At 72.8% G+C, this 13,261-nt stretch carries 14 protein-coding genes; 8 read left to right on the top strand and 6 right to left on the bottom strand.

The window, feature by feature from the left end; genetic code table 11:
- Positions 1 to 26: 26 nt before the first annotated feature.
- From ABD332_RS43825 to ABD332_RS43795, 7 genes are read left to right on the top strand one after another with little or no spacing between them, the layout of a single operon-like run.
- Positions 27 to 338, top strand: coding sequence for a hypothetical protein (locus tag ABD332_RS43825; protein WP_344510103.1), 312 nt, complete (start codon positions 27 to 29; stop codon positions 336 to 338).
- Positions 335 to 1,333: a hypothetical protein gene (locus tag ABD332_RS43820; protein WP_344510102.1), complete on the top strand. Its 999-nt coding sequence runs from the start codon at positions 335 to 337 to the stop codon at positions 1,331 to 1,333. Before ABD332_RS43825 ends, ABD332_RS43820 begins: the two co-directional genes overlap by 4 nt.
- Entirely contained in the window at positions 1,330 to 2,088 is a 759-nt protein-coding gene (locus ABD332_RS43815; protein ID WP_344510101.1) for a hypothetical protein, read from the top strand. The genes ABD332_RS43820 and ABD332_RS43815 overlap by 4 nt, the downstream gene beginning before the upstream one ends.
- Position 2,089: 1 nt before the next feature.
- The gene (locus tag ABD332_RS43810) at positions 2,090 to 2,386 is read left to right on the top strand and encodes a WXG100 family type VII secretion target (protein WP_344510099.1); all 297 of its coding nucleotides are present in this window, start codon (positions 2,090 to 2,092) and stop codon (positions 2,384 to 2,386) included.
- Entirely contained in the window at positions 2,383 to 3,132 is a 750-nt protein-coding gene (locus ABD332_RS43805) for a hypothetical protein (RefSeq protein WP_344510097.1), read from the top strand. The genes ABD332_RS43810 and ABD332_RS43805 overlap by 4 nt, the downstream gene beginning before the upstream one ends.
- Positions 3,117 to 4,454 carry a lysozyme family protein gene (locus tag ABD332_RS43800; RefSeq protein WP_344510095.1) on the top strand — a complete coding sequence of 446 codons (1,338 nt, stop codon included), beginning with the start codon at positions 3,117 to 3,119 and terminating at the stop codon, positions 4,452 to 4,454. Before ABD332_RS43805 ends, ABD332_RS43800 begins: the two co-directional genes overlap by 16 nt.
- Before the next feature lie 19 nt (positions 4,455 to 4,473).
- Entirely contained in the window at positions 4,474 to 5,448 is a 975-nt protein-coding gene (locus ABD332_RS43795; protein ID WP_344510093.1) for a hypothetical protein, read from the top strand.
- A 6-nt stretch (positions 5,449 to 5,454) separates the two neighbouring features.
- Here ABD332_RS43795 and ABD332_RS43790 read toward each other — a convergent pair whose 3' ends face one another.
- Positions 5,455 to 5,925 carry a hypothetical protein gene (locus ABD332_RS43790; RefSeq protein WP_344510091.1) on the bottom strand — a complete coding sequence of 157 codons (471 nt, stop codon included), beginning with the start codon at positions 5,923 to 5,925 and terminating at the stop codon, positions 5,455 to 5,457.
- Between the two features lie 123 nt (positions 5,926 to 6,048).
- Positions 6,049 to 7,281, bottom strand: coding sequence for a DUF6461 domain-containing protein (locus ABD332_RS43785; RefSeq protein WP_344510089.1), 1,233 nt, complete (start codon positions 7,279 to 7,281; stop codon positions 6,049 to 6,051).
- A gap of 4 nt (positions 7,282 to 7,285) precedes the next feature.
- Between ABD332_RS43785 and ABD332_RS43780 the strand changes: the two genes are divergently transcribed.
- Positions 7,286 to 8,143, top strand: a complete 858-nt coding sequence (locus ABD332_RS43780; protein ID WP_344510087.1) for a hypothetical protein — start codon at positions 7,286 to 7,288, stop codon at positions 8,141 to 8,143.
- Positions 8,144 to 8,256: 113 nt separating this feature from the next.
- Here the strand turns inward: ABD332_RS43780 and ABD332_RS43775 are convergent, their stop codons facing one another.
- The 4 genes from ABD332_RS43775 to ABD332_RS43760 all read right to left on the bottom strand — a co-directional run bounded on the left by ABD332_RS43775 (position 8,257) and on the right by ABD332_RS43760 (position 13,224).
- A complete protein-coding gene (locus ABD332_RS43775; RefSeq protein WP_344510085.1) occupies positions 8,257 to 8,685 on the bottom strand; it encodes a hypothetical protein in 429 nt (142 codons plus the stop codon).
- Between the two features lie 119 nt (positions 8,686 to 8,804).
- Positions 8,805 to 10,292, bottom strand: a complete 1,488-nt coding sequence (locus ABD332_RS43770) for a diguanylate cyclase domain-containing protein (protein ID WP_344510084.1) — start codon at positions 10,290 to 10,292, stop codon at positions 8,805 to 8,807.
- A gap of 98 nt (positions 10,293 to 10,390) precedes the next feature.
- Positions 10,391 to 11,689, bottom strand: coding sequence for a ferredoxin reductase family protein (locus ABD332_RS43765; protein WP_344510082.1), 1,299 nt, complete (start codon positions 11,687 to 11,689; stop codon positions 10,391 to 10,393).
- 65 nt (positions 11,690 to 11,754) lie between these two features.
- Positions 11,755 to 13,224 carry a DUF1996 domain-containing protein gene (locus ABD332_RS43760; protein WP_344510080.1) on the bottom strand — a complete coding sequence of 490 codons (1,470 nt, stop codon included), beginning with the start codon at positions 13,222 to 13,224 and terminating at the stop codon, positions 11,755 to 11,757.
- Positions 13,225 to 13,261: the final 37 nt, after the last annotated feature.

Below are 13,261 nucleotides of genomic sequence, written 5' to 3'. Positions count from 1 at the left end.
TCCCCGCCACCGGCAACGCTTGGGGCATGCTCCCGCGCGACCCTGTTCTCATCGACGGTGCCCGCTACGCCGAGTACGCGCAGACGGCCACCACCCAGGCGGCGGTCCTGCGATCCGCGGCGATCCGCGCCGAGGCGGCCGTCCGAGCCGTCGGACGCGGCACCGCCGGCGCCGCGTTCGAAAGCCCGTCGGCGAGCCGGTTCAAGCAACGCACCGGCGACATGACCGACGACCTCCGTGCCGCCGCCGACCGGCTCACCGAACTCGCCGAGGACCTCGACCGGATGTCGAAGCACTACGGCGACCTCTACCTCGCGTGGAAGGCGGTCCAACCATGAACCCGGTCGTCCGGTACGTCTTCAACCTCGACGACCTGCACGGCCTCGCCGGCACCCTGCGCGGCGCGGCCCACGCGCTCGACGACGCCGCCGGGTCGGTGCGGGTGGCGCAGGCGGCCGTCGCCGACCTGCCCGGGATCGGCGGCGACACCGCCGCGGTGGCCGGCGGCATCGCGGTCCGGTTCGAGGCCGCGGCCCGCGGGCTGCGCGCCGACGCCGGCTGGCTCGCCGCGACGGTCGGCAAGCTGGCCGCGCTCGACGCCACCTTCTGGGCCGGGGCCGGTCTCGGCAAGGTCACCAGCGCGTTCCAGGGCGACCGCGCGCTGCGCCGACGGTACGGACGCGACGCCGGCGCCACCCGGCGGCTGGGCAACATCACCCGCACCGGCGTCGACCTGTTCGGCGAGGACGTGACCGGTTCGAAGCTGCCGCAGCAGGCGATGCGCTACTACCAGGGGCTCAAGCACTTCAAGGCGGTCGACCGGGCGCTGTGGCAGCTGCGCTACCCGCTCGCCTGGCACGCAACGGCCGCCGCCGACGCGCTGCGTCATGCCGCCCGGCGCGCCGGGGTGCCGGCCGCGAAGCGACCCGACTGGATCCGGCGGCTCGCGGGCGACGGCCACGGCCTGCGCCGCCTCAGACGCGTCGGCAACTGGGCGATCCCCGGCGGCTCGGCGGCGCTGCTGCTCGAGGACGGCCGTCAGCTGTTCAACCAGAAACACACCGGCGCGCGAGGTGGCCTCGAGGTGCTGCGGGACACCACCGCGACCGTCGGCTCCGGGTTGCACCTGGCGAGCGACGTGCTCAACGTCGTCCCGGTCGCCGGTACCGTCGCCGACAAGGGCGTCGACGCCGCCGTCTTCTTCACGTTCGACGCGTCGGTGATGGCCCTGGACGCCGTCGACTTCGTCGGCTTCGAACACGGCGACGACGTGGTGCACGCCGTCGGCGACGCGGCCGGCGAGGTCAAGGACTTCGTGGGTGGCATCCTGTGAACGGCCCCGTCACGCCGCCGGCACTGCTCGCCACCGCCGATGAGCTGGACGCCCTCGCCTACGGCCTCGCCGGGGCCGGCTTCCCCGGGGCCGGCTTCCCCGGGCTCGGGCCGACGCTGGTCGCCGCCGCCGCGCCGGAGCAGCGGGCGGCGGTCGCCCGCCGGCTCACCGGTGGGCTGCGGATGCGAGGGATCGTCCAGTCGTGCGCCGGCGGCTGGCAGGTCGCCCCCGCATACCGCGAGCTCCTGGACGCCACGCTCGACCCCGACCTGGTCGTCGGTGTCCGGGTGCGCACCCCCGCCGCCTCGACGATGACGCTGGTGTCCCGTGGCCGCGGCGCGGTCGTCCTGCACGAGGCCACCACCGACGGCGACCACCGGCTGCGGCACTCCCCCACCGACCTGCTCACCACCGTGCGGGACCTGCTCGCCGCCCCGGCCCACCCGCCCCACGGCGCCGGCGCGGAACGGCTGACCCGGACCGAGCTCCGCCGGCGCGTCGAGCACGGCCCGGCGGCGCCGTTCACGCACGCGGTCGCCGGCTGCCGGTACGCCGCCCGGGTCACCCCGTTCGGCGGCGCCGCCGACGGCACCTACCACGCCGCCTCGGCCGTGCTGCTCGCCGCCGAGTCCGGTCCGCTGTGGACCGTCGAGGTCCACGACGACACGGTGGCCGCCGAACCCGTCGACGACGTCACCGCCTGGCTCCGGCAGCTCCTCCTTGAACCCGTCCCCGCCCGCGCGAACCGAGGCTGACATGGCGCTGACCCCACCCGACGAGCTCGACGACCTCGCCGCCGCGCTCGACCGGCACGCCGGCGAGCTGGACCGCGTCCGCGACGAGCTCCGGCACGCCGTCCACGACACCCGCGGCGGGTGGGAGGGGCTGGTCGCCGACCGGTTCCGGGCCCATCTCGACGGCCGGCACCGGCAGCAGCACCTCGCGCACGCCGCCGACCGGCTCCGCGACACCGCACGGCTCGCCCGCCTGGCCGCCGAGGAGCAGCGCGACCGGCTCGCCGCCGCACAGACCGGCGGGACCCCGGCACCGTGACGACCCGGCTGACACTGACCCTCGACGAGCTGCGCGCCCTCTCCCGGCTCGCCGACCACTGGCTGCCCGCCGACGCCACCGACGACGACGACGCCGACCTGCGCATCGACCTGGCGGCGGTACGCGGCCTCGCCGCGCGTGGACTCGTGCCCGGCGAGGAGCCCCTGGCCGGCGTCCTCGCACCGCTGACCGGACCACGCACCGCCGTGGAGATCGACGCCGACGAGGCCGGGACCCGGCGCTGGTACGCGGCCGCCGGCGACACGTCCACCACCGTGCTCGCCGGCGGCCCCGACGGGCTCGTGGACGTGGAGCTCCTCGACGGGTCGCCGGCGGCGGTCGTGCCGCGGCTGCTGCTGTTGCCCGCCGCCCAGGCCGAGGCGACCGGCTTCGACGTCCCTGCCGACGCCTTGGCGGAGGCCGACGAGCTGGTGGCCGGCGGCGCCGAGGATGCCGCGCTGGACGTCCTGTGCCGCGCCGGGGTGCCGGCCGGGCCCGCGGCGAGCTGGCTGGGCGCGATCACCGGCCGGCGGTCCGCCGCCGCGGTCCGGGTCGCCCACCACGACCCGGCGACGGGCCGGTCCGCCGCCGGGGAACTGCGGTGGCTCGTCGCCGGCGACGGCACCGCCTGGCAGGTCACCGCCGTCCACGGCGGACTCCACCGGGTCGCTCCGGCCGACCCCGGCGACGTCCGCGAATCCCTTGACCACCTCTTGTCCTGGAGTGCCTCATGCCGAGTGCCCTGAGCCGGTTCATGGCCGCGATCCGCTCGGTCGAGTCCGGCGGCGACTACCACATCGCCGGCCCGCCGACCCCGTACGGCCGCGCGAGCGGCGCGTACCAGTTCATCGACTCGACCTGGAACAACTTCAAGGGCTACCCGACCGCGAGGAGCGCCCCGCCGGCCGTCCAGGACCAGAAGGCGGCGCAGCTCATGTCGTCCTACCATCGGGAGTTCGGCCGCTGGGACCTGGTGGCCGTGGCCTGGCACGCGGGCGAGGGCACCGCCCGCCGGGTCGCGCACGACCCGTCCTACCTCAACCGGCTCAGCGACGGGTACCTGCCGACGTCGGCGTACGTGCAGCGGGTGCTGCACCGGGCCGGCCTGGCGGCCGGCGGGGGTGGCGGGACTCAGGGGAATGGTGGCGGGAGCAGTGGTGGCGTTCGTGGTGGCGGCGGCGAGGGCCTTCCGATGCGGCCCTGGCAGCTGCCGCGCAACATCACCGGCAAGCACGGGCGCATCGCCATCGACCCGCCGCTGCTGTCCCGGCTCGCCCGGCAGCTCACCGACAACCTGGCGACCGTCGACTCGGTGTACCACCGCACGAAGCGCGCCACCGCCGACGTCCACCGGATGCGGTTCGCCGACCCGGCGACCGGCCGGCGCCTGCACGCCGCCCTCGACGACGTCCTCGACGGCCAGCACGGGCTCAGGCTCGTCCCCGGCTACCTGAGCCGCGACGTCGGGTACCTCCTGGAGGCCCGTGACCGGGCACTGCGCGCCGACAGCGACAACCGGCACGAACGGCGCGGGGTCGAGCGCCTGATCGCCTCGCTGGCCGCCCGGCACGGCACCGGCACCCGCAGGGACGTCGCCCACCTGCTCCGCGACCTGTACCGGCGGGACAGCGCCCACACCCGAAAGCACCTGCCGACATCCCCGGCATCGTCACCTCCCGCGCACCGGCCGCCCGGGCTGTCGGCCGTCAACCTCGGCCACGCCTGGGGCGGCAGCAAGTCGATCTTCGACCAGTTCGTGACGCCGTTCCTGCGCAAGGAGGGCCTCGCCGCCGGTTCGCAGAAGCGCCCGACCGACTCCGTCCCCGGCCCCGCCACCTCCGACCACTTCGTCGGCAGCAGATCCTCCTACGCGATCGACTACCCGACCTTCTCCGGCGAGGACGAGGCCCGCGCCCTGGCCCGCGCAATGGGCAACCGCTCCTGGCAGCCGAACAGCTACGACTCCTTCGTGGTCAAGGTCGACGGAGCACAGTTCCGCGTCCAGATCCTGTGGGGCGCCCGCATCGACCACGCCGACCACGTCCACGTAGGCATCCACCGCCTGTGAACTGGATTAGCATCTCGGCGTGATCGGTGATGCCGGGCGCGAGAATCGGGCCGAGCGGTGCCGTGCGGCGGCGGACAGCATTGCGGTGCTCGCGCGCAGGCTGGCGCGCCTGGTTGATCTGCCGACAGGTGAGCAGCTCGCCGACGTGCTGAGCGGTGCTGGCTGGGACGCTGAAGGAGCAGGCCGGCGTGGCGTTTTCGCGAAAGGTGGTGTCAGGGCCGCGGTCCTGACCGATTGGACCACTGCGACCGTGTCCGTCGACCTGGACAGCTTCGGTTGTCCTCGCGACCTCGACCCAGACGACTTCGACGACGACGCGGCCTACTGCGCCGCAGTCGACCGGCTGTACGACGACGCTGAAGCGATGGTGGGGGTCGTCGTCGAGCGGCTCGGCCTCGAGCCTGCGGACCCGCTCGCAGTGGACCCGCGGGCCGACTACGGAAGCCGGGTGCGGCTGCGCGCAGGGCACTGGGCGGTGACCGTGGCGGCGGTGCAGGAGGACCCCGACCTGCCGCTGCTGGTGGAGGTTAACCTGACGTACGGTGCCGACCTGCCCGGCCGGCTCGCTCAGTTGGTGGCCGCGCCGGCGCGCGCCGAACCGGTCGACTGGCAAACGGTGTCCGCTCGGATCGGCGTCGAGCTGCCGGAGGACTACCGCTGGCTCATGGAGCACTACGGTCCCGGCACGTTCGACGGCTACCTGACGCTCAGTTCGACGGCGGCGTTGCCCCAGCCGGGACCAGGACCGCCAGCCGGCGCGCTGCGGATCACCACAGCGCGGATGCTGCCCGTGGCCACGACCGCCAACGGGGCGACGGTGTCACTGCTCATGGACCCGACCTGGGACAACCTCTGGCAAGGCCTTCGGATCACCAGCCCGGGCACCGCACCCTGGGACGTCCCCACCGGCCTGCTGTACTTCCTGGTACTGACCCTGTCCCGGAGATATCCGGTGCCACAGTTCCAGGTTCAAGGTGGTGCAATCCCGAGCTGATGTCGATCAGTAATGCGCGATGATCTGCGCGACCGGATGACCGAGAAGGTCGGACACCTGCCCGAGTTCGCCGGCGTCGAGCTCGTCCGCGGACCGGGTGGGGTTCATCGCACTGATCTCGAACCGTGCGAAGCCGATCGGGTTCTCGTAGTGCAAGCTGTCCAGCTGGACAGCGGCCCTGCAGCAGGGAACCGTCACATCCAGGTGATCGAAGCTCAAGCCACCGTTGCTGTTGACCACGTCGCCCAGCCACTCCATCGAAATCTCGCCGCCGCAGCGTGGGCAGGTGATCCGCGTGGTGTACATGCCGGCGTCGATCAGGGTCACCCGGTCGTAGAACCTGTCCTCCACCCGCTCGACAGCGTCGCCGGGCCCTGAGAGCAGGGCTGCCACGTGGGCAGCGACGGATGCGGCGGTCGAGCGGTCAGGCTGCCAGTCTCGATCGGTCGGTATCAACCGGATGTACGTGTCGCTCACAGCCTGAGCATGCCGGTGCCGCATGCCGGTGCCGCGGCCGGGCCCCTGCCGTGCGTCAGCGTTGCCCGATCATGCGCACGACGGTCATGAGCATCATGATGGCGACGCGATCGGATCCGGCGGTCAGGGTCGAAGGCGGCCGATCGCCGCCTCGTGTGCGGCTGGGTCGGCCAGGGGCGCGGACCCGTTGCCGAGCGAGTAGAGCGCCGCACGCACGGCGAGATCTTCGTCGGGGTACAGCGTCGCGCGCAACGCAAACGCGAACCAGCCGAGCCGGTAGCCGTGCCGCCGGTCGGCGTCGCCCATCCGCTGGCGTGCCGGTCCGTTGAGGGATTCGCCAGCCGTGACGGCCGCTCGCAACCAGCCGCGGACCGCGCGGCCCAGCGGTGCCGTGACCGGCACCTCGGGGAACCTTTCGGCTTCGGCGTCGGCGAGCGCCTCGGCGAGGCCGGGTGTGTCAGCAACACCGAGGATGCCGGCGATGCGCCGGATCTCGGCGACCGCCGTGGCGCGCTTCGCCGCCGGGGAGGCGCCGTCGACGGCCGCGACGAGCGCCTCCCGCTCCGGTCGGGGCGCGGTCGAGTCCGCGGCCAGGACGCCACCGCCGCGCGGCCGTGCGCCGGTGAACCACGGATCGAACTGCGCCGACAGCATCGGACCCGACATCTGCTGCACTGACGGCATGACACCGGTGATCGAAGCCGCCAGCAGGACCGCCCGCGCAACAGCGTCCCGAGGCCCCCAGCCGTCGCTGTCCGCGGCGACCGGATCCAGGCCGGCCGCGTGGAGCTCGCCGCGCAGGAGCTGCGGGTCCGCGCCCCACACATGGTCCATCCATCCAGGAAGAAACGCAGTCATCTCCGTGCCGTCGACGGCGTACACGAACCGCGACTCGGCATGCTCGTGCCGCAGGACGCCGACGGCTGCCGTGCCTCGGGACACCTCTCCCAGCACCGGCCCCACACCTTGGAAACCGGCCGGTTCCAGAACGACCGTCCAGTCACCGAACACGACGGCGCCGGCCATGCGGGGGTACCCGAGATCGAAGGAGGTCTGCCGCTCGTGCATCTGCTCCCGGCTCAGGTCAGCGAACGTGTCCGGATAGGCGCCGAACCGTCGCAGCGCCTCGCTCGCGTCAACTCCGCGGGCGAACGTGAGACAGAATATTTCCCCTAATGCGTCGCATAACGCAACGGCCTGCCCCAAATCCGGCCCCATCAACACAGAGTATCCGCCCCGACGAAGCAACCCGCGACGGACACTACGGGCGGAGGGACGACCAGTGAAAGGTGGTTCGATGGCCCGGCTCCATGTGATTTTGTGTCTGGACTCCCGGGCCGACGCCGGACGTGTCACGCGTATGTGGTTCGAGTTGGCGTGGTCGAGGCTGGCGGTTCGGCTGCACGACGGGCTGGACGCCAACCCCCGCGCCGGCGAGGACGTCACCGGCACGCTCATGGCCGGGCGGATCTGGGAGACCTATCCGCCGGTCGGCATGCCTTGGTGCGAACTCGTCCGTTTCGAAGGTGAGTTCGACGACGAGGTGGCTACCGCGCAGCTGATGCATGCGCGCAGCTGGAGCGTGTTCCTGGACGGTCTGGACCAGCACCCGGGAGCGACCGCCTACCTGCAGGCCGGTGTCGTCCAACGCGCGGAGCGCATGCCCGGAGGGCGCATGCCCGGCGTTCCGGACCTGCATGTGCGGACGTGGCTTGAAGGCGGGGTTCGGCTCGGGCTGTCGGCGTCGCCCGAGTTCCTGGTCGGCACCGCGGATGCCGAGCGTGCATTGTGCGGGTTCCTGCGGGAGGTCGCAGCGGTGAGCGATCCGGCCTACGGTGAGGTGTCGCTCGACCTGGACGGGCACTACGGCGTCGAGTCGCTGCTGGAGCGGTTCCTGGTCGGCCTCGACAGTAGGACACGCGACGCGATACGGCGGACTCCACCGCGGGAACGGCTCAAGGGATACTCCTGGATCACCGTCATCCCGGCGGAGGTGGCGGCCCGGCTCGGCGGCGCCGCCGGGTTGCCGGCCGGCGGCGCGTTCCACGAGGTCGTGGCGCTGCCTGCGGGTGGTATCTGGGCGCAGGCGACCGGGCGGCTCACCGACTACGACCATGCCGCCGCCCGGCGGGTGTTCGACGCGCTGCGGTCAGTGCTTCCACCGGGCTGGCCGACACCGGCGGAAGGAGACGGCCCGCTCGTCGAGGAGGCTCCCTGAACAGCAGCGACTGTGCGGCGGCACCCGTCGGTCAACGGAAGAGGGCCAGAACCCGTTCCATCCGTTGCGGCCGGGTGTCCGGGCCGCATTGCCACAGCGGCCCGGAGCGTGGGTCAGCAGTAGACGTTGCCGCAGTACTGGATGATGAACGCGTTGGAGGTCTTGGTGGCGCTCTGTCCGTTCTGCGTGTAGGTCACCGTCACCGAGATCACCGCGTCGCTGTTCGCCACGGCGAGGCCGCAGCCGCTGGCGGTCGACGTGCAGCCCGACACCACGTAGAGGACCGGCCCGGTGTAGCTCCAGGAGAAGGTGTAGCCGGTGCCGGAGAGGTTGTTGACGTTGAAGCCGGCGTTGTACACCGAGGCGGGCTTGTTGTTGTGGCAGTTGGTGCTCCACGTCAGGATGGTGCCGGGCGAGACCCGGCAGCCGAAGGTCTCGCCGCCGAACGCCTGCGCCGGGGTGGCGCCGACCGCCGCACCCGCCGTCGCCGCGACGACGCCGAGGGCCAGCCGCGCCAGAACGCGCCGGAATCGCTGTGTCATGACCATCCCTTCACGGAACCATAGAGATCCATGCATATCTATGGCATGGTATCGCTTCCGTGCGGCGGTGATGACTGTCCGAACTCGCGAATGGCGCCGTGACGACGGCCCGCCCGACGTCAGGTCGGCACAGCCAGCCGGACCTGCCGCTTGCGGCGGTACATCTCGGCGTCGGCACGGCGCAGCAGCGCGTCGGCATCGGCCGGGGTGCCGGTGGCGACGCCGATGCTGGCGCCGACGTGCGCCACGGTGCCGGGCAGGTGGCACGGCAGGGTGATGGCGGCGCTGATCGAGGCGGCGCGGTGGTGCGCCGCGTCGGCGTCGACGCCCGGCAGGAGCAGAGCGAACTCGTCGCCGCCGAGGCGGGCGACCAGCGCGTCCGGGCCGGCGGGCGCCTCGAGGCGGCGGGCGACCTCGACGAGCAGCGCGTCGCCGGCGTGGTGGCCGTGGACGTCGTTGACCTGTTTGAAGCCGTCGAGGTCGATGACCAGGACGCTCAGCTGGGCGGCGGTGTCGATCGCCGCGAGTCGCTCGGTCAGCAGGGCGCGGTTGGCGAGGCCGGTCAGGGCGTCGTGGGTCGCCTGGTGGCGCAGCGCGTCGTGCAGGCGGTGCAGTTCGAGCATGCTGCGGTCGAGGTCGGTGAGCAGCCGGTCGTTGTCGTGGAAGGCGATCAGCTGGCGGGTGAGGACCACGGCGGTGATCACCACGATGCCGACCGCGACGCCCCACGTGCGTGCGTCCGCCCCGGCGACGTGCAGGGCGACGATCCCGAGCAGTTCGGTGGCGACGACGGCGACGTACGGCATGACACTGAACCGGCGCTGCCGCGCCTCGGCGTGTCCGGCCGGACGGCGTTGCTGGATCCCCTGCACGCGCAGGCTCGCCACGGTGAGGATGCACGGCAGCAGCGACGCGACCGCCTCGATCCGCGCATCGGTGGCGCCGGTCAGGATCGCGGCGACGGAGGTGCCCACGGCCGTGCCGCCGACCCCGACACAACCGGCGATCCCGGCCTGCCGGGTGAAGGGGGCGGTGCCGCTGAGGATCAGCTTGAGCACGCCCAGCACGATCACCAGCATGACCACGGCGCCGGCCGCGGCGGCCAGCCGGTCCCCCAGGCGTGGGCTGTCCAGTTCGGCGCCGATCGAGAAGTACCAGAGGAAGACGGCGACACCGATCAGCACGGCGCCCGCGTCGAGCCACAGCCGCATCCGCTGCCGGCCGCCGTCGCCGAGCGGGTGACGCAGCATCACCACCGCCATCAGCGTCATCGCGCACACGACGCACAACGACTGCACGATGCTCACCGCGGCGCCGGGGTCGGCGACCATCACGACGGTCTGCGTGCCGTCGCCGACGGCGCACAGCAGACCGGCGACCGCCATCGCCCGCCAGAACCGGCGTCGGTGCCGGTCCGTGCCGCCGTGCGCCTGCAGCTGGCGGGCGAACACCACGATCGACACGTCGAGCGCCGCCTGGATCCCCCAGGAGACGGCGCCGCCGCCCGGCCCGGCGAGGAACCACACCGGCACGACCAGGGCCAGCCCGGCGAGGCCGAGCAGCGCCGGGTCACGCAGGAGCTCACCGACCGGGGACCGTTGCGCCATACCCGCCCAGTCGACCGGCGGCACGACGACCTGAGCGCGGCGGGCGGACCGCTCCGGCCGTCAGCGGTACTGCAACCGATCCGCACTGAAAGCGGTCGTCACCAGGCGAAGCGCTCGCGGTGCAGGCGCGGGGCGGGGACTCCGACGCGGCGGGCGGCGCGCAGGACAGCGTCGGTCCACGGGTCGGGGCCGCAGACGAAGACGTCGTGGTCGGCCAGGTCCGGGGCCAGGGAGCGCAGCGCCGCGATGTCGTCGTAGTCGGCGTACACCACCGGCAGCCACGAGCCGGGAGCCGCGCGCGGGCCGACGAGAGGGACCAGGCGGACGCCACGCTCCCGGGCCAGCCACTCCAGTTCGTGCAGGAACGCCACGTCCTGCGCGTGGCGGGTGCGGTACACCAGGGTCGCCTGGCCGTGGCCGTACGGCAGGTCCCACAGCAGCGCCAGCAACGGGGTGACGCCGACGCCGCAGCCGAACATGGTGACCGAGCCGCCGCGGTACGTGTCGGCGGTCATCCGCCCGTACGGGCCCTCGATGACGACCTTCGTGCCGGGGCGCAGGTTGGCGACCCGGGCCGTGGCCTCGCCGACCGTTTTCACGGTGATGCGGAGGCGGTCGGCGCGGGGCGGGCCGGACAGGGAGTACGGGTTGCCGCGCCAGCCGCCCTCGCCGTCCAGGAAGCGCCACACGAAGAACTGCCCGGCGCGGGCCCGTAGGCGGTCCAGGCGGCGACCGCGCAGGTACACCGAGACCAGGCCGGGCGCCTCCTCGACGATCCGGTCCACGCGCAGCCGGTGGCGCAGCGTCCGCCACACCGGCATCCCGACGCGGAACACGACGGTCGAGCCGGCGGCCGCGCCGTACATCGTCCACCAGAACACCGACGCGAGCGGCGTGCCGAAGTCGCTGCCCAGCCACAGCTCGTGCGGCACCGCGAGGGCGATGCCGGCGTACGCGTACAGGTGCAGCAGATGCCAGGTGGCGTAGCGCAGGCGGCGGCGGACCGGACGCAGCGACGTCGCCGCCACCAGCACGAGGGCGAGCAGGCCCACGGTCGCGGGGACCATGCCGCGGTACCCGGTGAGGAGCGCCCACAGCTGCCCGGCGCGTTCGACGTGCGACACGAGCGCCAAGACCACGTGGGCGAGCAGCAGCGCGAGGGACGCGATGCCCGTCCAGCGGTGCCAGCGGCCGAGGGAGTCCTGGCCGAAGGCGCGTTCCAGCCACGGGATCCGAGCCATGCCGAGCACCTGCAACAGCAGCAGGTCGGTGGACCACAGCGCGGCGAGGCGGCCGGCGGCGGCCAGCCCTGGCGCGGACGTAGGCAGGCCGAGCACCCACAACACGGTCGCGACGGCCAGGCTGGACGCCGCGAAGAGCTTCGCCGCGGTTCGCACAACACACCCCACTGGGTATGAGGAACGGCCCCGCCACCGGGGCGGGGCCGTTCGGAGGGACGAGGTCAGCCGCCGGTGAAGGACGGGGTGGTGCCGCACTTCGCCTTCGCGTTGAGGCAGACCTTCACGAGGGGGCCGAGGTTCTCCGGCTTCCAGGCGTTCATGAAGTCGCCGTGCATCGACGAGGCCATCCCCGACGACAGCGCGAGACCGTCGCCGCCGAGGGACTCGTAGTTCACCATGAACGACAGGTTCGGGATGGCGACCGGGTAGTCGCCCTGGCACTTGCCGTTCTTCGCGCCGCCCATGTGCGACTTGTGATCGGGCGAGTCGATGTGCTTGCCGTCCCAGCAGTCCTGGAAGGTCAGCTGGAAGATGAGGTTGCCGCCGGGGGCGCAGACCGGCCAGTTGCCGTCGGCGCTGCGGCCGACCTCGGCGCTGCCGGCGCACCAGAACTGTCCCGGGGCGCCCTTCTGCGTGGCGACCTGGCGCTTGGCGTCGCCGTGGACCATGACCAGGCCGGGCGGGAACGGCACCGTCGCCGACGGGTCGGGCAGCCGCGAGCCGTAGTACACCCGGAAGCTCTTCATCTTGACCGGCTGCCCGTTCTTGAGCAGCTGCGGCACCCAGTAGGCGCTGTTGTCGCCCGGGGCGTTGCAGTTGGTCTTGCGGGCGAAGAGGTCGGCCGGTTTGGTGGTGGCGTCGACGGTCGGGCCGAAGAACGTGTGCATGTGCGACGCGCCGGGCAGGCCGGGCAGCACGATCGGGTCGTCCTTGGCCTCGTTCGACACCGCACAGTCCGTGTGGAACTCCGCGACCCGGGTGGTGCCCGCCGGCACCGGCAGCTGCTTGAGCTGGTTGAACGCGGCCAGCTCCGCCTGCCACTTGGCCTGGTCGACGTCGACCCAGCCGCCGGCCGGGGCGGAGCCGGTCGGTGAGGTGGTGGGCGAAGTGCCGCCGGTCGGGGCGGCGCTGCTCGGCGGGGGCGGCGCGACCGTGGCGGTCGCCGGCGGGCGCGTGCCGGAGCCGAGCGCGAACCAGTTGACGTTGACGAAGTCGCTCTGCTGGTCGCTCTTCATCACGGCGACCAGGGTCTGCGGGCCGGAGGGGACGCGCGCCGCGGTGGCGTTGACGGTCGTCCACTTCTGCCAGCCGCCGGTGTACGCGACCGGGAACGTCGCGACGAGCTCGCCCGCCGGCGAGCCGAGGTGCAGCTCGATCGAGCCGCCGGCCCGGTTGTTCGCCGCGATCCGGGCGCTCAGCTGGGCGCCGACGGTCACGTTGTCGTACTGCAGCCAGTCGCCGGCGGCGAGCCACCCGACGTTCTTGCCGCCGCCGCTGTCGGCGGTGTTCTCGGTCCGTGCCCCGTTCTGGGCCGACCAGGTCTCCGCCTCGATCCTGCCGGGCGCTGTCTCGTCGGCGTTCGCGGTCGCCAGGTAGGCCCCGCTCACACCGACCGCCGACACGACCGTCGCGGCGATGAGGATGTTGCGGGCCCGGCGTCTTCCTCGCGGGTTCTGGGAATCATTGCGCATACGTCTGTCTCCGCCGTCCTGGGCTGACGTCGTGGAA

Source organism: Dactylosporangium maewongense, from assembly GCF_039531485.1.
GTDB classification, from domain to species: Bacteria; Actinomycetota; Actinomycetes; order Mycobacteriales; family Micromonosporaceae; genus Dactylosporangium; species Dactylosporangium maewongense.
This window is presented reverse-complemented; position numbering and strand designations above follow the sequence as displayed.

Excerpts from the sequence above, each read along its gene's own strand:
- ABD332_RS43770 (WP_344510084.1), bottom strand. The coding sequence starts at position 10,292 with ATGGCGCAACGGTCCCCGGTCGGTGAGCTCCTGCGTGACCCGGCGCTG.
- ABD332_RS43775 (WP_344510085.1), bottom strand. The coding sequence starts at position 8,685 with ATGACACAGCGATTCCGGCGCGTTCTGGCGCGGCTGGCCCTCGGCGTC.
- ABD332_RS43760 (WP_344510080.1), bottom strand. The coding sequence starts at position 13,224 with ATGCGCAATGATTCCCAGAACCCGCGAGGAAGACGCCGGGCCCGCAAC.
- ABD332_RS43800 (WP_344510095.1), top strand. The coding sequence starts at position 3,117 with ATGCCGAGTGCCCTGAGCCGGTTCATGGCCGCGATCCGCTCGGTCGAG.
- ABD332_RS43825 (WP_344510103.1), top strand. The coding sequence starts at position 27 with ATGCTCCCGCGCGACCCTGTTCTCATCGACGGTGCCCGCTACGCCGAG.
- ABD332_RS43820 (WP_344510102.1), top strand. The coding sequence starts at position 335 with ATGAACCCGGTCGTCCGGTACGTCTTCAACCTCGACGACCTGCACGGC.
- ABD332_RS43810 (WP_344510099.1), top strand. The coding sequence starts at position 2,090 with ATGGCGCTGACCCCACCCGACGAGCTCGACGACCTCGCCGCCGCGCTC.
- ABD332_RS43780 (WP_344510087.1), top strand. The coding sequence starts at position 7,286 with ATGTGGTTCGAGTTGGCGTGGTCGAGGCTGGCGGTTCGGCTGCACGAC.